The sequence below is a fragment of the Pseudoxanthomonas dokdonensis genome, assembly GCF_001431405.1.
Classification (GTDB): domain Bacteria; phylum Pseudomonadota; class Gammaproteobacteria; order Xanthomonadales; family Xanthomonadaceae; genus Pseudoxanthomonas_A; species Pseudoxanthomonas_A dokdonensis.
The window spans coordinates 267051-288487 of record NZ_LDJL01000005.1 but is presented as its reverse complement, the minus strand read 5'-3'; the positions used below and the strand labels follow the sequence as shown (position 1 = coordinate 288487).

Sequence of the window (21437 nt, the reverse complement as noted above, 5' to 3'; positions counted from 1 at the left end):
CACCTCTGGTAGAGCGCAGCTCGCTGCGCTACAGACAGAACCCGTCACCAGACAGTTCCAGCGCAGCAAGCTGCGCTCTACAACAACACCTCCCGTAGAGCGCAGCTCGCTGCGCTACAGACAGAACCCGTCACCAGACAGTTCCAGCGCAGCAAGCTGCGCTCTACAACAGCACCTCCCGTAGAGCGCAGCTCGCTGCGCTGCCCCGCCACCGGCGCTGCCATTGCCCGGACCGCACCCCGCCTCCCTGTCAACGCATGACCACCCGCTGCGCCTTGCAGGCGTAGCAACCGCGCTTGGCGTAATGAAGATGTACGTAACTGACCTAGTCCTCGGCAAAAAACGCCTCCAGCATCGACCCCACTTGATCGCCGTCACAGACCTCGGCGGAGACCATCATGTGCTGGCTGTCGTAGCCGCGCAGTGACATCTGCCGGCGGCTGACGTATCCGGGCACCGCGCCAGCTGGCAGCGTTGCCGTTACTGCGTTGCGACGTACGAAAATCGGTCCCGATGCCTTGTATGGGCTGTCGCCGGACTGGTGCAAGTAGGGCAGCAGGTACAGTTCCTCGCCGATCTCGGCGTCGCGCAGGCTGACCCGGCACGGAAAGCCGCTGGCCTTGTCGGCAATCACCCGCACCACGCCCAGCGTGGCCAGGGCCGCTGGCGAAAGCGCGGCAAAATGAGCGAAGGTTTCGGCCGGCAGGCCAATCAGCTGGAAGGTCGACATCGGTTGAGTCTCCTGGTGGAAGAAGCCAGATGGTGATGGATTGCACCGTCCCGAACTCACCGGATCCGGACCTCACATCCGTGCCACCCGAGCGCAGCCTGCTGGCCTCTTTCCAAACCGTGTGGCGGGCCTCGCCCACGCCGGTTGAACGCCGCGCCGGTTAGAATTCCCTCATGACCGCGCCCAACACCCCTGACGCCCGCATCGCCGAACTGCGCCTGCAGTTGGAGGATGCCAACTACCGTTACTACGTCCTGGATGAACCCAACATCCCGGACGCCGAATACGACCGGTTGCTGCGCGAGCTGGAGGCGCTGGAAGCCGAGCATCCGGCGCTGCTGACCGCCGATTCGCCGACCCAGCGTGTCGGCAATGCGCCCTCGGCCCGGTTCGCCGAGGTGCGCCACGCGATCCCGATGCTGTCACTGGGCAATGCGTTTGCGGACGAGGAAGTCGGCGATTTCGTCCGTCGCATCGGCGAACGCCTCAAGCGCGAGACGCTGGTGTTCTCGGCCGAACCGAAGCTGGATGGACTGGCCATCAGCCTTCGATATGAAGATGGCGTGTTCGTGCAGGGTGCTACCCGTGGCGACGGTGCCACCGGCGAGGACGTGACTGCCAACCTGCGCACGATCAAGGCCATTCCGATGCGCCTGCGTGGCGATGACTGGCCGGCGCTGCTGGAAGTGCGTGGCGAGGTCTACATGCCGCTGGCCGCGTTCCGTGCTTACAACGAGCGTGCGCTGAAGGAGGGTGGCAAGGTGCTGGCCAACCCACGCAACGGCGCGGCCGGTTCATTGCGGCAGCTGGATCCGCGAATGACCGCGCAGCGTCCGCTGGCGTTCTATGCCTATGCAGTGGGACTGGTCGAAGGTGGTGACATCGCCGACAGCCATTCGCAGACCCTGGCCCGGCTGCGCCAGTGGGGCTTCCCGGTCAGCGCGCAGAACCGGGTGGTCGAAGGCCTGCAGGGCCTGCTGGATTACTACCGCCAGATCGGCGACCAGCGCGACAGCCTGCCATTCGACATCGATGGTGTGGTCTACAAGCTGGACGATTATGCCGGCCAGCGCGAGATGGGGTTCATCTCGCGTGCGCCACGCTGGGCGATTGCACACAAATTCCCCGCGCAGGAGCAGATGACCGTGCTCGAGTCGATTGAAGTCAACGTCGGCCGCACCGGTGCGGTGACGCCCTGGGCGCTGATGCAACCGGTGCAGGTCGGCGGGGTGACCGTTACCCGCGCCACCTTGCACAACGCCGATCAGATTGCGCGGCTGGATGTCCGCAACGGCGATACGGTAATCGTCCGCCGTGCCGGCGACGTGATTCCGGAAGTGGTGCGGGTAGTGCTGGAACGGCGACCCGCGGACAGCCAGCCGTGGCAGATGCCGACGCAATGCCCGGTCTGCGGATCAGAGGTGGTGCGCGAAGAAGGCGAGGCGGTCTGGCGCTGTTCCGGCGAGCTGATCTGCGGCGCCCAGCGCAAGGAGGCCATCGGCCATTTCGCATCGCGCCGGGCGATGGATATCGAAGGTCTGGGCGAGCGCTATGTGGAAACCCTCAGCGACCTGGGTTACGTCACCTCGGTGGCGGACCTGTACCAGTTGACCCTGGACGACCTGCTGGAGATGAAGCGCCGCAGCGATGCCGCGCAACTGGATGCGCCCGCCGACGATGACAGCACTGCGCCAGCCGGCAAGGGCGGCAAGGTCGCGACCAAATGGGCCGAGAACCTGATTGCCGCCATCGATGCCAGCCGCCAGACCACGCTGGAGCGTTTCCTGTTTGCGTTGGGGATTGCCCACGTCGGTGAAAGCACCGCCAAAGCCCTGGCCCAGTGGTTTGGTGACCTGGCGCTGATCCGCCATCTACCGTGGCCGCTGTTCAAGCGGGTGCCGGATATCGGTGGCGAAGTCGCGCGCTCGCTGGGGCATTTTTTCGACCAGCCCGGCAATCAGCAGGTGATCGATGACCTGCTAGCGCGCGGGGTAGTCATCGGCGACAGCCATCCGCCATCGGCAAAATTGCGCGAGGATTTGAACCTGGCCACGCTGCTGGTGGATCTGGACATCGCCAAGGTCACCCGCGTGCGTGCCGAGCAGCTGGCGGCGGCGTTTGCTTCGGTATCGGCGTTGCTGGATGCGCCGACCCATCATTTCGTCAGCGCCGGCCTGCCGGCCGAGTCGGCCAACGCGCTGTCCGATTGGTTGCAGCAGCCAGCCAACGCCGCGCTGTTGGAAGCGGCCGGCAAGGCGCTGCAGCAATTGCTTGAGATTACCCCGCAGGTGGCGACGGAAGCGGCTGGCCCGCTCGACGGCAAGACCGTGGTGCTGACCGGCGGACTGGCCTCGATGAGCCGGGATGAAGCCGGCGAAAAACTGGAAGCGCTGGGGGCCAGGATTGCTGGCAGCGTGTCAAAGAAGACCAGTCTGGTCGTCGCCGGCGAGGCCGCCGGTTCCAAGCTGGCAAAAGCACAGGAACTCGGCATCGAAATCTGGGACGAGGCGGCCTTGCTGGCCTTCCTCGACCAGCACGCATGAGTCCCGCTGCAGCCGACTGGCAGCCGACCGCTGGGCTGGATGCGATTCGTTTGCGGGCCCGGCTCAACGCGCTGATCCGCGGCTTCTTCGCCGAGCGCGACGTGCTGGAAGTGGAAACCCCGATCCTGTCGCGTGCCGGTAACACCGATGCCAACATCGCCTCGTTCCAGGTCCAGTTCAGTGGCCATGTTGACGCCGGTCCGCGCCAGCGTTGGCTGCGGACCTCGCCGGAGTTCCCGCTCAAGCGCCTGCTTGCGGCCGGCATCGGCGACTGCTACGAGCTGGGGCGGGTGTTTCGCGATGGTGAAGCCGGTGGCCGCCACAATCCCGAATTCACCATGCTGGAATGGTACCGGGTCGGTTGGGACCACCATGCGTTGATCGACGAAACCGTGGTTCTGGTGCAGCAGGCGCTGGCGCTGGTCGGGCGCCAGGCGCAGGTGCGGGTGTTGGATTATCGCCAGCTGTTCCAAGAGGTCCTGTCGCTGGATCCGTTCAGCGCCAGCGTGGCGCAACTGCAGCAACCGTTGTCGGCATTTTCGATCAATGGTGAAGGACTGCAGCGCGACGACTGGCTGGATCTGCTGATCACGCATTGCATCCAGCCACGCTTTGCCGACGATGTGATCACCGTGGTCCACGACTGGCCGGCCAGCCAGGCCGCGCTGGCCCGCATCCGACCGGGGCAGCCGCCACTGGCCGAGCGTTTCGAGTTGTACCTGGGCAGTTTCGAGATCGCCAATGGCTATCACGAACTCAACGATGCCGAAGAGCAACGCGACAGATTCCTGCGCGACAACCGCATCCGTGATCAGCGTGGCGACATACAGCCAGCGATTGATCACGCCTTGCTCGCCGCGTTGCCATCGCTGCCGGATTGCGCGGGTGTCGCGGTTGGTGTGGACAGGCTGCTGATGGCGATGCTGCGCTCATCGACGATTGCGCCTCTACTCGCATTTGATTTCGCCCACGCCTGATTTTCCTTTCGGAAAACAGCGCCTGGTAGGGAACCCTGGCCGCAATCCGGAATATGTAAATCGACGCGGCGGATGTCTGTGTCTATGGTCACTGTGGGCTTTTTCCAATCAGGCCCGCTGGTGCGGCCGTATATGCCGCGCCACCCATCAGCACAACCATAAAGGACTCACCATGAAAGCGATCATTCACTCATCCACTGCCGGCGTGCTGGCGGTGGCGTTGCTCGCACTGGCCGCGTGTTCTACCAAGCAGGAAGCTGCCAGCGAGGACATGGACAGCGCCGAACCGGCGAGCCCGACCGCCACCTCGCATCTGTACACGCAGACCAACGAGACCGACAACAGCATCATCCATTACGGACGCATGGCCGATGGCACGCTGACTGAAATGGATCGTGTCGCTACCGGCGGCAAGGGCACCAACGGCTTCAAGCCGGCGACCGGCGAAGAGAGCGCGCCGGATACGCTGCTCAGTGCCTACGCCGTGACCATGAGCAGGGATCACCGCTGGCTGTTCAACGTCAACGCCGGTGACCAGTCGGTCAGCGCCTTCAAGGTCGGAGCGGACGGACATCTGAGCCTGACCGATACCGAAGCCACTGGTGAGAAAGCACCGCCCAGCTCGGTCGCGTTCGATGACAAGACCCAGACCCTGTATGTCATGCATACCCTGGGACCAAACCATATCCGTTCGTTCAAGCTGCAGGACGGCAATCTGGTCGCCAACGAGAAGTCGTATACGCTCAACTACGACAAGTTCGACAATCGCGTGGCGACCAGCATCGTGGTCTCGCCGGATGGCCGCTTCCTGCTGGCTGACGTGTTGTTCAACGCGCCCCCGGCTGCCGGACCCGACGGTCCCAAGCTGACCCCCTCCAACGCTGGCAACCCGGATGGGCTGGTGGTGTTTCCGATCACCTCCGATGGCAGCCTCGGCGATCCGGTACTGAACGATGCCGGCGCACCGACGCCGTTCTCGCTGGCATTCCTGCGCGGCAGCAACACCCAGTTCGTCAACACCTTCGCCGCCGGCAATGGTGCCGTGCTGAGTACGCTTGCCGCCGATGGCACGGTCAGTAATGGTCCGTTGGCAACCGTGGATCTGAGCCTGGCACCGAACGGTCCGTCCGAATCCTGCTGGGTCAGCATCAGCCCGGACAACAGCCATGCCTTCGTGACCAATTTCGGGCTCGGCAATCTGACCAGTTTCAGCATCAGTGGCGACACCCTGACCAGCGCCAACGGCAGCCTGGGCCTGGTCGAGGGTGATGGCAAGTTCATGGCCTTCGCCGGTATCCCCACCAGCGGCCCGAATGACTCCTGGGCCAGCGAAGACGGTTTCCTGTACCAGCTGTACCCGAATGCCAGCACCCTGATTGCATACCGGATCGAAGGCAAGGATCTGGCTGAAGTCGGCCGCTATCCGATTCCCTACAACAGCCCCTCCGGTCTGGCCGGCTTCTGAACCCGCCACCATATCGGCAACCGCCTGATCCGGGGCAGGGCCGACTGGATCGAGCTGCAGGCGCCTCCGGGCGCCTGTTTTCATTCGTGCGGTGGTCCTGGCTGGCTACAATAGCGGCATGGAAACCGCCTTCGATTACGCCCGTTACGACCGCATCCGCCCAATCCGCTGGACCGGCGCTACCCTGGAACTGCTGGACCAGCGCAGACTGCCGTTCGAGCAGGAATACCTGGTCTGCACCAGCAGCGACGAGGTCGCCGCCGCGATCCATGCGCTGGCCGTGCGTGGCGCGCCGGCCATCGGCATCTCCGCCGCCTGGGGCGTGGTGCTGGCCGCCAACGAGGTCGAAGCAGGCAACGGCGCAGACGCGGTACGCCAGCTTGAGCCGGCGATGCAACGCCTCAACGCAGCGCGGCCGACCGCGGTCAACCTGGCCTGGGCGCTGGCGCGGATGCGCGCGGCCATCAGCGTGGCCGGCGGCGACTGGCGCGAGGTGATGCTGCACCAGGCGCAGGCCATTGCCGAAGAAGACCTGGCCGCCAATCGCCACATGGGCCGGCTCGGCGCCGGCCTGATCGCACCGGGCAGCGGCATCCTGACCCACTGCAACACCGGTTCGCTGGCCACCGCCGGCTTTGGTACCGCACTGGGCGTGATCCGCGCCGGCGTGGTGGAAGGCCGGATCAACAAGGTTTTTGCCGATGAGACCCGGCCGTGGATGCAGGGCGCGCGGCTGACCGTGTGGGAACTGCAGCAGGATGGCATCGACGCGACCCTGATTGCCGATGCCGCCGCCGCCCACCTGATGAAGACCGGCGCCGTGCAATGGGTCATCGTCGGTGCCGACCGCATCTGCGCCAATGGCGACACCGCCAACAAGATCGGCACCTACCAGCTGGCCATCGCGGCCCGCCACCATGGCGTCAAGTTCATGGTGGTGGCGCCATCGTCGACCGTGGACATGGACATGGCCAGTGGCGAGGCGATTGAAATCGAGGAACGCGACCAGGCGGAAATGCATGGTATCGGCAGCGTCCGCACCGTCGCCGAAGGCATCACTGCCTGGAACCCGGTGTTCGACGTCACCCCCGCCGGGCTGATCGACGCCATTGTCACCGAGAAGGGCATTGTCGAGCGCCCGGACAGCGCCCGCATGCAGGCGCTTTTCGGCCCCTGACAGGGTGTCCGCACGGCCGCCTGGAGCGGCTTTTAAGCCTGAAAAAACAGCACCTTGGCGGTGCCCGCTGTGCTATACTCGCGAGGCTTGATAGCTATAGCAAAAGCCGTGTCAAAGCCCACCCGCCACCATGCTGCCCAGTGTGCCGCAGCGGGCGGAGGCTGGCGCCAATCGTGTGAAAATACGCCCTTGAAAATACGGAACCCGAATGGCTGAACTCGCCAAGGAAATCATCCCGGTCAATCTAGAAGACGAGATGCGCAAGAGCTACCTCGACTACGCCATGAGCGTAATCGTGGGACGCGCCCTCCCGGATGTCCGCGATGGCCTCAAGCCGGTCCATCGCCGTGTCCTGTTCGCGATGAACGAACTGGGCGCGCAAAGCAACAAGCCTTACTTCAAGTCGGCGCGTATCGTCGGTGACGTCATCGGTAAATACCACCCGCACGGCGATCAGTCGGTCTACGACACGCTGGTGCGCATGGCGCAGCCGTTCTCGCTGCGCTACCTGCTGGTCGATGGCCAGGGCAACTTCGGTTCGGTCGATGGCGACAGCGCCGCGGCGATGCGTTACACCGAAGCGCGGATGACCCGCCTGACCCATGAACTGATGGCCGACATCGACAAGGAAACCGTCGATTTCCAGCCCAACTATGACGAAAAGGAACTCGAGCCGACGGTCATGCCGACCCGGTTCCCGAACCTGCTGGTCAACGGTTCGGCCGGCATCGCGGTCGGCATGGCGACCAACATCCCGCCGCACAACCTGTCGGAAGTCATCGACGGTCTGAACGCGTTGCTGGACGACCCGGACATCGATGTCGATGGCCTGATGCAGTACATCCCGGGCCCGGATTTCCCCACTGCCGGCATCATCAACGGCACCAGCGGCATTGTCGCCGGCTATCGCACCGGCCGTGGCCGGGTGCGGATGCGGGCCAAGGCCGAGATCGAGGTCGATGACCGCACGGGTCGCGAATCGATCATCGTCACCGAGATTCCGTACCAGGTGAACAAGGCGCGTCTGATCGAGAAGATCGCCGATCTGGTCAAGGAAAAGAAGCTGGAAGGCATCAGCGAGCTGCGCGACGAGTCCGACAAGGACGGCATGCGCATCTTCATCGAGATCAAGCGCGGCGACTCGGCCGACGTGGTTCTCAACAACCTGTATTCGCAGACGCCGATGGAGTCGGTGTTCGGCATCAACATGGTGGCGCTGGTCGATGGCCGTCCGCAGCTGCTCAACCTCAAGCAGATGCTGGAGGCGTTCATCCGCCACCGCCGCGAAGTGGTCACCCGCCGGACCATCTTCGAACTGCGCAAGGCGCGCGCACGTGCCCACATCCTGGAAGGTCTGACCGTCGCGCTCGCCAACATCGACGAGATGATCGAGCTGATCAAGACCTCGGCCAATCCGCAGGAAGCACGCGAGAAGATGCTCGCCAAGACCTGGGAACCGGGTCTGGTCGGCACCCTGCTGGCCGCGGCTGGCGCGGAAGCCTCGCGTCCTGAAGATCTGCCGAAGGGCGTCGGCTTCATGGAAGCGGCCAACGGCAGCAAGGTTTACCAGCTGACCGAAGTGCAGGCGACCCAGATCCTGGAGATGCGCCTGCATCGCCTGACCGGCCTGGAACAGGAAAAGCTGACCGAGGAATACCGCGAGCTGCTGGGTACCATCGCCGGCCTGATACTCATCCTGGAAAGCCCCGATGAGCTGATGCGGGTCATCCGCGAGGAACTGGCCGCGATCAAGGCCGAATTCGGCGACGAGCGCCGCAGCGAAATCCGCCACAACGAAGAAGACCTGGACATCCTGGATCTGATCGAGCCGGAAGACGTGGTGGTGACCTTGTCGCATTCCGGTTACGCCAAGCGCCAGCCGGCCAGTGCCTATCGCGCACAACGCCGTGGTGGCCGTGGCCGCAGTGCGGCGGCGACCAAGGAAGAGGACTTCATCGATCAGCTGTGGCTGGTCAACACCCATGACACCTTGCTGACCTTCACCAGCAGCGGCAAGGTGTTCTGGCTGTCGGTCTATCAATTGCCCGAAGCTGGCCCCAATGCCCGTGGCCGTCCAATCATCAACTGGATTCCGCTGGAAGAGGGCGAGCGCGTGCAGGCGGTGTTGCCGGTGCGCGAATACGACGAAAACCGCTACGTGTTCTTCGCCACCCGCAACGGTACCGTCAAGAAAACCCCGCTGACCGAATACGCCTACCGTCTGGCCCGCGGCAAGATCGCGATCAACCTCGACGAGGGTGATGCGCTGGTCGGCGTGGCCCTGACCGACGGCAACTGCGACGCGCTGTTGTTTGCCAGCAACGGCAAGACCGTGCGCTTCTCCGAGCACGCAGTGCGTTCGATGGGGCGTACCGCCACCGGCGTACGTGGCATCCGCCTGGCCGACGGCGAGAAGGTGGTCAGCCTGATCGTCGCCGAGCAGGCGACCAACGCCGATGACGGTGGTGACGATGCCAGCGACGATGTCGTCGACAACGTCGAAGAAAACGCCGCCGAGGGCATCATCGAAGGTGCTGATGCCGGCAGCTACATCCTGACCGCGACCGAGAACGGCTACGGCAAGCGCACCCCGCTGGCCGATTATCCGCGCAAGGGTCGTGGCACCCAGGGCGTGATCGGTATCCAGACCACCGAGCGCAACGGCCCGCTGGTTGGCGCCGTGCTGTTGAACAGCAGCGATGAAGTGCTGCTGATCTCCGACGGCGGCACCCTGGTGCGCACGCGTGCCTCGGAGATTTCCAAGGTCGGTCGCAACACCCAGGGCGTGACCCTGATGCGACTGAGCGAAGGCGAAGTACTGCAGGCGGTCGAACGCCTGGATGCCTCAATCGAGGAGGATGACGGCGAGGTCAGCATCGATACCGATGCACCAGCAGCCGAGACGCCATCGACCGACGCACCGCCTGCTGCCTGATCGGCAGGATTCGTCGCTGGTTTGCTTCCCTGTTGCCCCCACCGCAGCCCTCCCCCGCAAGCGGGGGAGGGAGCTTATTGCGTGATGTCTAATTTGTGCGGGGTCTGTGGCTGAGACAGATCATCTCCCTCCTCCGCCTGCGGGGGAGAGCCTGCCCCGTACTGGATACGGGGGTTGGGGTGGGGGCGAGGCCGCCGATTATCAGCAACATCCGAGTAAAAAGCCCGCCCAGCCGGGCTTTTTTTGCGCCTTCGTTGTAAAGCCAGCGCCGCGCTGCCGCTCTATACTGCCAGCACCGCCGATTCTGGATGCCCCTTATGCAATGGACCGTCTGCCCACGTCCGTCGCGGTTGCGCGCCGCCTGCAAGTTGCTGCTTTGGCTGCTGGTACTGCTGGCGTTGACGCTGGCTGGCTGCAAACGCAACGAAAGTGGCCAGTTGCCCGAGCCCACTGGCAAGCCGATCCAGACCAAGGCGCAGACCGTGAAAGGGTTTGCCGTGGTCGGCATGTATCCAGATCAGCACGACGGTGAACTGGCGTTGGCGGTCGAGTTCAGCCAGGCAGTGGTCGGCAGCCAGGATTTCGATGCCCTGCTGAGCGTCAGCGGTGACAAGGGCCAGGTGATCAAGGGCAGCTGGGTACTGGACGACAAGGCCAGGATCCTGCGCTTCCCGTCAGTGGAAGCGGCCAAGGACTACCAGGTCAGCATCAAACCGGAGCTGCTGGCCGCGCAGGGCGCGCGCCTGGGCAAAGCGGTGCGCCAGACCGTGCACACCGGGCAGCTTGAGCCGGCGGTCGGCTTCGCCTCGCAGGGCAGTGTGCTGCCGGCACGCGAGAGCCGTGGACTGCCGGTGGTGTCGATCAATGTCGATGAAGTCGACGTCGAGTTCCTGCGGGTCAAGGAAAAATCGCTGCCGCGATTCTTCTCCGAATACCAGCGCGGTGGCCGCCGTGGCAGCTGGGATCTGGACAGCGACTACGGTGACAAGCAACCGATTTCACAGCTGGCCGAGCCGGTGTATCTCAACCGTTTCGTGCTGGCCGGCAAGCCCAACCAGCGCACGCTGACCTATCTGCCGTTGCAGGACATTGCCGAGCTGCAGGAGCCTGGTCTGTATTTCGCGGTGATGAAGCGCACCGGCAAGTACTCGGGCGAGTTCGATACCGCGTTCTTCACCGTCAGTGACATCGGCCTGCATACAAGGGCCTACAAGGACACCCTGTTCGTGCATACCGCCTCGCTGCAGGACGGCGCGGCCACCGGCGGGGTCGAATTGCGGGTGCTCGATGCCAAGGGTGAACCGGTATTGCGCGGCAAGACCGACAACAACGGCAATGCGCTGCTCAACTACACCCTGGATGCAGGCCAGGTGCTGATTGCCCAGCGCGGCAATGATATCTCGATGCTGTCGTTCAACCAGCCGGCGCTGGACCTGTCCGAATTCGCGGTCGCCGGCCGCGAGCAGGCGTGGTTCGATGTGTTCGCCTGGTCGGGACGGGATCTGTATCGCCCCGGTGAAACCCTGAGGGTATCGGCGCTGCTGCGCGACGGTGACGGCAAACTGATTGCCGCGCCCGGCAAGAGTGGTTCGGGCAAGGGCGGCCATACAAGCTCGCAGCCGGTATTCGTACGCCTGAAGCAGCCAGACGGCAAGATGTTCCGCGAAACCCGGGTCAGCCCGGATGCGCTCGGCTATTTCACCTTCGAGCAGGTCATCCCGCAGGAAGCGCCGACCGGTCGCTGGCAACTGGAATTCCGCACCGATCCGGACAGCAAGCAGGCAGTGCAGGGGATGACCGTGCGGGTCGAGGAATTCCTACCCGAACGAATGAAGCTGGAGCTGGATTCGCAGCAGTCGGTACTGCAGCCTGGACAGCCGCTGCAACTGAAGGCCAGCGCCGCCTATCTGTATGGCGCGCCGGCCGATGGCAATCGCTTCACCGCCAAGCTCGCGGTCGCGGTTGAACAGCACCCGCTGGAAAAACTGCCGGACTACTTCTTCGGCGATCCGACCGTCGAGCTGCCGCGTGAAGCCAAGGATGTCGCCGATGCGCAGTTCGACGACAAAGGCGTTTACAGCCAGGCGATTGATCTGCCGATCGACGCCAAGACGGCGACGACGGTCGCCGCGGTGGTATCTGGCAGCGTCTATGAAAGCGGCGGCCGCACGGTCAGCCGAACCCTGAAGCGGGTGATGTGGCCGGCCACTGCACTGGTCGGGGTGCGGCCGCTGTTCGACGACAAGGACGGCGCTGATGCCAATGCCAACGCCGGCTTTGAAGTGGTGCGTCTGGATGCCAAAGGTCAGCCGCAGCCGGGCAAGGGCCTGAAAGCGACGCTGGTCCGCGAGCACCGCGATTATCACTGGAACTACGACGACGACAGCGGTTGGGACTACGACTTCACCCGCCGCTACGAAAACCTGGAAACCCGCACGATTGATGTAGGTAACAGCGCCACCAGGATCAGCTTCCCGGTCGAATGGGGCGCCTATCGGCTGGAGATATTCGATCCCGCCAGCGGCCTGACCATGCGTTATCCGTTCAATGCCGGCTGGAGCTGGGAGGATGAGAACCGTGGCCTGGACGCGCGTCCGGACAAGGTCAAGCTGGCGCTGGACAAGACCAGTTACCGTGCTGGCGACACAATGAAGGTCACGGTCACCCCGCCGCATGCAGGCAACGGCGTGTTGATGGTCGAAAGCGATCACATGCTTTACGTACAGGATATCGAGGTGAAGGGCGGTGACGGCAAGCCCGGCAGCACCTTCTCGATTCCGGTCACCGAGGACTGGGAACGCCATGATGTGTACGTCACCGCGCTGGTGTTCCGTGGCGGCTCGGCGCCGAGCAAGATTACTCCGGCGCGTGCGGTTGGCGTGGCCCATGTACCGATGGGGCGTGCCGGGCGACGGGTAGCGGTGGGCTTGTCGCTGCCGACCCAGATGCGTCCGCAACGGGCATTGCCGGTGACTGTCAGCGTGCCGCAACTGGCCGGCAAACAGGCCTACGTGACGGTATCGGCGGTAGATGTAGGCATCCTCAACATCACCCGCTTCCCGGTGCCGGACGCCAATGCCTATTTCTTCGCCCAGCGCCGACTTGGGGTGGATGCTTACGACATCTATGGCCGGGTTATCGAGAGCTTCGACGGCGATAGCGCGCGGATCAAGTTCGGTGGCGACATGGCGTTGACTGCCTTGCCGCAGGCCAAGCGCCCGACCGCCAAGGTGCAGACCGTGGATCTGTTCTCCGGCGCGGTCAAACTTGATGCCAAGGGCAATGCGCGGATCGCGCTGGACGTACCCGACTTCAACGGTACGTTGCGGGTGTCGGCACTGGTTTATTCGGACCAGCAATACGGTAACCGTGATCGCGAGGTGCAGGTGCGCGCGCCGATCCTGGCCGAAGCCAGCCTGCCGCGGGTGCTGGCACCGGGTGATCGCAGTACCTTGACCCTGGATCTGCAGAATTTCACCGGCAAAGCGGGCGAATTCGCGGTCCGCATCGACGGTGAAGGCCCGTTGGCGGTGGAAAACGGCAAGCGCCAGATGGCGCTGAAGGCGGACGCCAAGACCACCTTGAATTTCCCGCTGCTGGCGCAGGAAGGCTATACGACCGCAAAGGTACGGATACGGGTGGAAGGCAACGGATTCAACGTCGATCGCCGCTACGATCTGCCGGTACGCGCCGGTTGGCCGTCGGTGATGCGCTCCAGCACCCAGGTGCTGGACGCGATGAAGCCGGTGCGGATGGATGCCAGCCTGGCCGACGGTCTGATGCCAGCCTCGGTCAGCGCGCGGATGACCCTCAGCGCGCTGCCGCCGGTGCCGTTTGCCAGTGCATTGAAGCAGGTGCTTGATTACCCGTATGGCTGCGCCGAGCAGACCACCAGCAAGGGTTTCGCTGCGTTGATCCTGGACGCCGATACGGCCAAATCGCTAGGGGTAAAGGGTCTGCCTGCCGACAAGCGCCGCGAGCGGATGGAAGGTGCATTCGGGCGGCTGTCATCGATGCAGGTCGCTAATGGCAACTTCTCGATGTGGGGCAACGACGATTACATCAGCCCGATTCTGACCCCGTACATCGCCGAGTTCCTGCTGGACGCACGCGATGCCGGCTTCAATGTGCCGGACAGCGTGCTGCAGAAGGCACTCAATCGCCTCAGCGAAGATCTGCTGGCCGGTGGCGAGCAGTTCTATGGTTATGACGAACGCGATCACCTGCGTTTCGCCAACCAGGCCTATGCCGGCTATGTACTGGCGCGGGTCAACCGGGCACCACTGGGCACCTTGCGCACGCTGTACGACAACCAGCGCGGCAACAGCCTGACCGGGCTGCCGCTGGTCCATCTGGGCATCGCGCTGTCATTGCAGGGTGACAAGGCCCGCGGCGAAAGAGCGATTGCCGCCGGTTTCGCCAAGCAGGATCAGCGCCGTCAGCGTTACCTGGGCGACTATGGTTCGTCGATTCGCGATGACGCGCTGATGATTGCGCTGGTGCATGAGAACAAGCTGTCCAAGCCGGCCTACGATGCCCGTTCGATCAAACTGGGACGGGAAATGGAAGTCCGTCGGCAACGTGGCTGGACCTATTTGAGCACCCAGGAGCAGGTGGCGCTGGCCCGGATGGGCAAGGCCTTGATGCTGGACCAGCAGAAACTGCTGTCCGGTGAATGGAGCGTGGGCGCGCAGGTGCAGGCAATCGCTCCTGACCGGCTGTTTGCTCGCGATGTCGACTACCCGGCGCTGGCCAGTGGTGTCAGCTTCACTCCCAAGGGCGAGCCACCGCTGTTCGCCAGCCTCGAAGTCACCGGCATTCCGCGCAGCGCACCGGCGGTCGATACCAGCCAGATCGGCATCGAGCGCAGCTACTACACCACTGATGGCAAGCCGTGGCAGGGTGGGGCGCTGAAAGAGGGTGATGCGTTGATCGTGCGATTGGCGATCCGCAGCGACGTCGACATGCCCGATGCGTTGCTGACCGATCTGTTGCCGGCTGGACTGGAGATCGAGAATTTCAATCTGGGCGATGCCAAACAGTGGGCCGACGTGGTGGTCGACGGCATCAGCATCAACGACCGTGATGACGCTTCCACGATCAAGCACGAGGAGTTCCGCGAAGATCGTTATGTCGCCGCCCTGGACCTGGATCGTGGCCGCACGGCCAAGGTCTTCTATCTGGTGCGTGCGGTGACGCCTGGCAACTATGGTGTGCCGCCGCCGCTGGTCGAGGACATGTACCGACCGGATATCCGCGGTGTCGGCCGTTCGCCGCTGGCGCGGCTGACGGTGGTACAACCCTGACGGCTGCCATGCAGCGACGGTGCCGCCTCCACAGGCGACAACATGGCGCGCCCGTTGCAGGCGGGCGCTGCCATCGATGATCGCAGCCACCGCACATGCAGGGTAAAGCACCGCGCCAACGGCTGAGGCAACGTCTACGGCGGTGCTGGCCGTGGCTGCGCTGGGGCACGGTGGCGCTGCTGTCAACGTTGTTGCTGCTGGACATTCTGTTCCCGCCGCCATTGCCACGTCAGGCCGATACCAGCACGCTGGTATTGGCCGCGGATGGCACGCCGCTGCGCGCGTTTGCCGATGCTGATGGCGTGTGGCGCTATCCGACCCGGATCGACCAGGTGTCGCCGCTATACCTGCAGGCCCTGTTGAATTACGAAGACCGCTGGTTCTGGCGGCATCCCGGGGTCAATCCGATAGCATTGGCGCGCGCAGCCGGGCAGTGGTTGCAGCATGGGCGGATCGTCTCCGGCGGCTCGACCCTGACCATGCAGGTCGCACGTCTGCTGGACGATCAGGACTCGCGCAGCGTTTCCGGCAAGCTGCGGCAGATGCTGCGTGCATTGCAGCTGGAAGTGCATCTGTCGAAAGCGCAGATTCTTACTCTGTACCTGCAACGTGCGCCATTCGGCGGCACCATCGAGGGTGTCGAGGCGGCCAGCTGGGCCTACCTTGGCAAGCCGGCATCGCGCTTGTCGCACGCGGAAGCGGCATTGCTGGCAGTGCTGCCGCAAGCGCCAAGCCGGTTGCGCCCGGATCGGCATCCGCAGGCTGCACAGGCCGCACGTGACAAGGTGCTGCAACGGATGGCCGACCTGCAGGTGTGGAGCCGGGCCGAAGTTGATGATGCGAAGGTCGAAACCGTGGTCGCACGCTCGTTGCGGACTCCGCTGCATGCGGCACTGCTGGCACAGCGATTGCGCCAGCAGCAGCCACGTCGGAGCCGGATCCAGACCACCCTGGATTCGCAACTGCAGCGGACCCTGGAAGAGCGGGTGGCGACCTATTTTTCGCAGCTGCCGGAACGCACCTCCGCGGCCTTGCTGGTGGTCGACAACCGGACCCTGCAAGCACGCGCCTATGTCGGCTCTGTTGCTTTCGCCGACAAGGCCCGGCTTGGCCACGTCGACATGGTGCGGGCCTCGCGCTCGCCAGGCTCGACCCTCAAGCCGTTCCTGTACGGCCTGGCCATGGACGATGGATTGATACATTCGCAGAGCCTGCTGGTGGATGCGCCGCAGAGTTTCTCCGGTTATCGGCCGGGCAACTTCGATACCGCTTTCCATGGCCCGGTCGCGGTGGCCGATGCGTTGCGGCAGTCGCTCAACGTGCCGGCCGTGGACGTGCTGGACCGGCTGGGCCCGGAACGCTTTTCCGCCCGGCTGGCCAATGCCGGCGTGCGCCTGCGCTATCCACGCGGAGCACGGCCCAACCTGTCGCTGGTGCTGGGTGGTGTTGGCGCGACCCTGGAGGATCTGGTCGCGGCATACGCAGCATTGAACCGCAACGGTATTGCCGGCCGGGTCCGTTACCAGCCGACGGAGCCGCTACAGCAGCGACGCCTGCTGAGTCCCGGCGCGAGCTGGATCATCCGCACGATTCTCGAGGAACATCCACGCCCGGGATATGGCGGCGACACCTTTGACACCAGCCGGCGGCCGCCGGTGGCATGGAAGACCGGCACCAGCTATGGCTATCGCGACGCCTGGGCGATTGGCAGCACCGCCCGCTATACCGTCGGCGTCTGGGTAGGGCGCCCGGATGGCACCCCGCTGCCGGGGCAATATGGAGCGGTGACGGCGTTGCCGCTGATGTTCGAGGTCGTTGACAGCCTGCCCGGTACCCGCGCCAATGCCGGATCAGCGGCGCCCGGTTCGGTGTCGCGACAGATGATCTGCTGGCCGCTGGGGACCGCACCGGACCCGGCGACTCCGGGGCTGTGCCAGCGACAACACGAGGCATGGATACTGGATGGGGCGGTTCCGCCGACCTTCGCCGAACGCGACGCGCAGCGTTGGCAGGCCGGTCGCATTGACTACCAGGTCGATGCAGGCAGCGGCCGGCGGGTCAGCGCGACATGCACGCGTGAACACGCGACCGTCGCCGCCAGCCTGGCGCGCTGGCCGGCCCTGGCCCAGCCGTGGTTGTCGCGCGCGGAGCTTGCCGCGTCGCAATTGCCGGCGCTGGCCGCCGACTGCAGCGACGATGGTCGTGAGGCCGTGGCCAAGCTGCAGGTGATCGGGATCAAGGATGGTTCGACCTTGCTGGCCGCGCCCGGCAACCGCGACGGTCTACGCCTGCGCGTGCATGCCGTCGGTAGCCAGCAGCGGTTGCAATGGCTGCTGGATGGACGCTGGATAGCACAGACCACCGGCAGCCAACCGTTCGTGCATGACTTCAACCAGCCGGGCCGGCATACGCTGACCGCGATGTCGCAGGCCGGGGCCTGGACCCGGATCGGCTACCAGGTGATCGACAGCGACCGCGCGACACGCTGAGGCATCGCGCGGTCGATGACGGCTTTCAGTCGCCAATCCAACCGTCGAGCAGATCGGAAAACTCGTCGGCGTGCTCTTCTTCCTGGGCCAGGATGCTTTCCAGGATGCGCTTGGTGGTGGTGTCGCGGTCGCCGATGTAGTTGATCATTTCGCGATAGCTGTCGATGGCGATGCGTTCGGCAATCAGATTTTCCTTGACCATGTCGCGCAGGCTGCCGCCTTCCTTGTACTCGGCGTGCGAGCGGGCGGTCAGGGTATCGGGGTTCAGGTCCGGCTCGCCGCCCAGCTGCACGATGCGTTCGGCAATCTTGTGGGCGTGCTCCTGTTCCTGCTGGGCATGCTCCAGGAACTCGGCCTTGACCGACTCGGCCAGCATGCCGCGGGCCATGAAGTAATGACGGTAGTAACGCAGGACGCAGACGTACTCGGTGGCCAGCGCGTCATTGAGCAGCTTGATGACGGTCTGGCGGTCGGCCGAGTAACTGGGGGTGATGGCACCGTCCTCCACGTGCTGGCGCGCGGCGGCGCGCAGCGTGTCACGGTCGGTGAAACCGGCGTTGCTGGAATTGTCTGCCGGTGTTGCCGGCTTGGCTGGCTGTTTGCTCATTGGCTGGCCTCTGGATCAGTGAAAAGGGTTCAGATGCTTTCAAGTACGTGTTCGGCCGACGACACCTTGTATTCGCCGGGGGCCTCGATGAACAGCTGGCGGACGACGCCGTCTTCGGCATACAGCGCGAAGCGCTTGGCGCGTACGCCCATGCCATAGCCGCTGGCATCCATTTCCAGGCCCAGCGCCTTGACGAAATCGGCGTTGCCGTCGGCCAGCATCTGCATGCCATCGGGCACGTGCTGCTGTTTGCCCCAGGCCTGCATCACGAACGGATCGTTGACCGACAGGCAATAGACTTCGATGCCGCGTTTGCGGAAGTCGTCGAAATGATTGACGAAGCTGGGCAGGTGTTTTTCCGAGCAGGTCGGGGTAAAAGCGCCGGGCACTGCGAACAACACCGCCTTGCGCGCGTCGAACAGGGCCTTGGTGTCGACGGTTTCGACGCCGTCACGGATACGCTTGAGGGTGACTTCGGGGATGGACTGACCGATCTCGATGGACATGGGATGCTTCCTTGGAATGGACCCCGATGATGCCAACCCCAACGTTAGGATCGCGCAGTCGTCAGCCCGGTCATACGCTTCGGCGGCCGCCATGGCGCGCGCGCCGGCCCAGACAAGGACGTAACACGCGCCAGCAGGGCAGCGTTAAAATGGACCTTCCCCACACGGCCTTTTGGTATGGAATTCAAGGACTACTACAGCATTCTTGGCGTCGAGCCGACGGCCGGTGACGCTGAAATCAAGACCGCATACCGGCGCCTGGCCCGCAAGTACCATCCCGACGTCAGCAAGGAATCCGGTGCCGAGGACCAGTTCAAGGCCGTCAACGAGGCCTATGAGGCGCTGCGCGACCCACAGAAGCGCGCCGCCTATGATCAACTGCGTGCGCAGGGCTATCGGCCTGGCGAGGAATTCCGGCCGCCGCCGGACTTCGGCCAGGGTGGTTACGGCGGCGGCCAGGGCTTCGATTTCGAAGAGGTGTTTGGCAGTGGTGGCGCTGGTGGCGGCGGTTTCAGTGATTTCTTCGAGGGCCTGTTTGGCCAGCGTGCGCGCCAGGGTGCCGGGCCGCAACCGCGCGGACCGCAGATGCCACGCGACACCCGGGCCAAGCTTGCAGTGCCGCTGAGCGCGGTGTACCAGGGCGACAGCGTGCGGGTGACCGTCAACGGCAAGCAACTGGACGTGCGCGTACCCAAGGGCGTCAAGCCCGGACAGGTGATCCGGCTGGCCGGGCAGGGCCGCGGTGGCGGCAACCTGTTGCTGGAAATCGAATACGCCGCACATCCCCAGTTCGAGGTCGACGGTCGCAACATCATCTTCGTGCTACCGGTGACGCCCTGGCAGGCGGCATTGGGCGCCACTTTGAGCGTGCCGACGCTGGGTGGCTCTGTCGATCTGAAGATTCCCGCCGATTCCGATGCTGGCCGCAAACTGCGCCTGCGTGGTCGCGGTCTGCCTGGTACGCCGGCAGGCGATCAGATCGTGGAGCTGGAAATCACCGCGCCGCGTGCCAGCGATGACTCGCAACGCGATGCCTATCGTGCGCTGGCCAAGGCCTTTGGCGAAACCGGCTAGGCCATATCACCACCGCTGGTGAGCGGGACGGGCATCGACTATAGCGCCTGCGGTGGTTGCGCAGGCGCGTGGGTCGCTTGATGCTGGATGAGATCAGCCGGCCGAAGCCGGTGCGCCGGTATCACTGAAAATACGGTCGATGACTTCGGCCAGTTCCTCTTCCGAGAATGGCTTGGTCAGGTAGGCCTTGGCACCTTGCCGCAGTCCCCACATGCGGTCGGTGTCCTGATCCTTGGTGGTCACCAGGATCACCGGGATGTGCTTGGTGGTGGCTTCGCGGCTGAGCGTGCGGGTGGCCTGGAAACCGTTGAGATTCGGCATCACCACGTCCATCAACACCATGTCCGGAAGTTCGCGCTTGGCCACTTCCACGCCCGCTGCGCCATCTTCGGCGGTCAGCGATTCATGCCCCAGTTTTTCGACGATGCGTTGGATGCCAAGCAACTGCGACGGCGAGTCGTCGACGATCAGAATTCGTGCCATGTTCTAGGAAGTCCCCTTGTGTTCCTGTGCTGATTGTAGACGCGAATGTGAGCCTCAGGAATGGGGGGATCGGCGGCCCGGGCTGTGACCGGGTTCCCGTTTAATCCAGTTTGACCAGGGTGCGGCCGAACGAATCGCCCGCCAGCATGCCCGCAAACACCGCAGGAAGCCCATCCAGCGTGGTTTCGCGCTGGCAGATCAGCTCCAGCTGCGATGGTTTCCAGTCGTCGGCCAAATGCCGCCAGATATCGTCTCGTATGTCGCGGGCGGTGCCAGCCGAGGCCACGCCCAGCAACGACACACCGCGGATGATGAAAGGCATGACCGTGGCATCGAGTTCGGCACTGGCTGCCAGCCCGGCGGTGGCGACGTTGCCGTAGGGTGCAGTCTGGGCCAGCAGGCTGGTCAGCATCGGGCCACCGACGTTGTCGAGGCCACCGCCAAAGCGGGTCGATTCCATCGGCCGCCGGGTTGCCAGCGCGTCGCGGCCCAGTACTTGGCTGGCGCCCAGCGCACGCAGGTAATCGGCATGCTGCGCCTTGCCGCTGATCGCATGGACCTCGAAACCAGCGCGACTGAATATGTTGACCGCCAGCGAGCCGACACCGCCAGTGGCCCCGGTCACCGCCAACGGCCCCAGCTCGGGTGTCTGCCGGTTGTCGCGCATGCGGTACAAGGCCAGCGCGGCGGTAAAACCGGCAGTGCCCAGGATCATGCTTTCGCGCAGCGTCAGCCCGGCGGGCAGGGCCACCACCCACTTCGATTGCAGCCTGGCGTAGGCCGCGTAGCCACCGTCGCGGTTCTCGCTCAGTCCGCAGCCGGTGACCAGCACCGCGTCGCCTTCCTTGAACGAGGCATCGGTCGAAGCCACCACGTGACCGGCCACGTCGATGCCACCGACCAGCGGAAACTGGCGCAGGATCTTGCCTTCGCCGGTACCGGCCAGCGCATCCTTGAAGTTGACCGACGAATAGGCGGTCTTGATCACCACTTCGCCCGGGTTCAGATCTTCCAGGCCAATGGATTCGATACCGCTGCGGTAACCGGCGTCATCGTTGTGGATGCGGAAAGCAGGGAATGACGGGGGCAGGCTCATCGTGGGTACTCCGGAACAGGCGTGAATCAGGATTCGATTCTGCCCGCAA

The 21437-nt window shown here is 64.2% G+C and carries 13 protein-coding genes; 8 read left to right on the top strand and 5 right to left on the bottom strand.

Annotation, left to right across the window (positions count from 1 at the left end):
• Positions 1-325: 325 nt before the first annotated feature.
• On the bottom strand, positions 326-730 hold the full coding sequence (locus tag ABB29_RS06375) for a DUF1203 domain-containing protein (RefSeq protein ID WP_245622549.1): 405 nt from the start codon (positions 728-730) through the stop codon (positions 326-328).
• A 173-nt stretch (positions 731-903) separates the two neighbouring features.
• Here ABB29_RS06375 and ligA point away from each other — a divergent pair, with 173 nt between their 5' ends.
• The 7 genes from ligA (at position 904) to pbpC (ending at position 17622) form a co-directional block, all read left to right on the top strand.
• Positions 904-3273, top strand: coding sequence for an NAD-dependent DNA ligase LigA (ligA, locus tag ABB29_RS06370; protein ID WP_057657769.1), 2370 nt, complete (start codon positions 904-906; stop codon positions 3271-3273).
• Positions 3270-4250, top strand: coding sequence for an EF-P lysine aminoacylase EpmA (gene epmA / locus ABB29_RS06365; protein WP_057657768.1), 981 nt, complete (start codon positions 3270-3272; stop codon positions 4248-4250). The genes ligA and epmA overlap by 4 nt, the downstream gene beginning before the upstream one ends.
• A 172-nt stretch (positions 4251-4422) precedes the next feature.
• Positions 4423-5715, top strand: coding sequence for a beta-propeller fold lactonase family protein (locus tag ABB29_RS06360; RefSeq protein WP_057657767.1), 1293 nt, complete (start codon positions 4423-4425; stop codon positions 5713-5715).
• Positions 5716-5833: 118 nt separating this feature from the next.
• On the top strand, positions 5834-6892 hold the full coding sequence (gene mtnA / locus ABB29_RS06355) for an S-methyl-5-thioribose-1-phosphate isomerase (protein ID WP_057657792.1): 1059 nt from the start codon (positions 5834-5836) through the stop codon (positions 6890-6892).
• A 208-nt stretch (positions 6893-7100) separates the two neighbouring features.
• Positions 7101-9827: a DNA gyrase subunit A gene (gyrA, locus tag ABB29_RS06350; protein WP_057657766.1), complete on the top strand. Its 2727-nt coding sequence runs from the start codon at positions 7101-7103 to the stop codon at positions 9825-9827.
• Between the two features lie 317 nt (positions 9828-10144).
• Positions 10145-15133: an alpha-2-macroglobulin family protein gene (locus ABB29_RS06345; RefSeq protein ID WP_057657765.1), complete on the top strand. Its 4989-nt coding sequence runs from the start codon at positions 10145-10147 to the stop codon at positions 15131-15133.
• A gap of 95 nt (positions 15134-15228) precedes the next feature.
• Positions 15229-17622: a penicillin-binding protein 1C gene (gene pbpC / locus ABB29_RS06340; protein ID WP_057657764.1), complete on the top strand. Its 2394-nt coding sequence runs from the start codon at positions 15229-15231 to the stop codon at positions 17620-17622.
• A gap of 25 nt (positions 17623-17647) precedes the next feature.
• Here the strand turns inward: pbpC and ABB29_RS06335 are convergent, their stop codons facing one another.
• Together ABB29_RS06335 and ABB29_RS06330 are read right to left on the bottom strand one after the other, a co-directional pair.
• Positions 17648-18229 carry a ferritin-like domain-containing protein gene (locus ABB29_RS06335; RefSeq protein WP_057657763.1) on the bottom strand — a complete coding sequence of 194 codons (582 nt, stop codon included), beginning with the start codon at positions 18227-18229 and terminating at the stop codon, positions 17648-17650.
• Between the two features lie 29 nt (positions 18230-18258).
• Positions 18259-18735: a peroxiredoxin gene (locus ABB29_RS06330; RefSeq protein WP_057657762.1), complete on the bottom strand. Its 477-nt coding sequence runs from the start codon at positions 18733-18735 to the stop codon at positions 18259-18261.
• 177 nt (positions 18736-18912) lie between these two features.
• Between ABB29_RS06330 and ABB29_RS06325 the strand changes: the two genes are divergently transcribed.
• Positions 18913-19809 (top strand): DnaJ C-terminal domain-containing protein, encoded by an 897-nt coding sequence (locus ABB29_RS06325; RefSeq protein WP_057657761.1) that lies wholly within the window; start codon positions 18913-18915, stop codon positions 19807-19809.
• A 93-nt stretch (positions 19810-19902) separates the two neighbouring features.
• Here ABB29_RS06325 and pilH read toward each other — a convergent pair whose 3' ends face one another.
• Together pilH and ABB29_RS06315 are read right to left on the bottom strand one after the other, a co-directional pair.
• Entirely contained in the window at positions 19903-20292 is a 390-nt protein-coding gene (gene pilH, locus ABB29_RS06320; RefSeq protein WP_057657760.1) for a twitching motility response regulator PilH, read from the bottom strand.
• A 100-nt stretch (positions 20293-20392) separates the two neighbouring features.
• Positions 20393-21388 (bottom strand): YhdH/YhfP family quinone oxidoreductase, encoded by a 996-nt coding sequence (locus ABB29_RS06315; RefSeq protein ID WP_057657759.1) that lies wholly within the window; start codon positions 21386-21388, stop codon positions 20393-20395.
• Between the last annotated feature and the right edge of the window lie 49 nt (positions 21389-21437).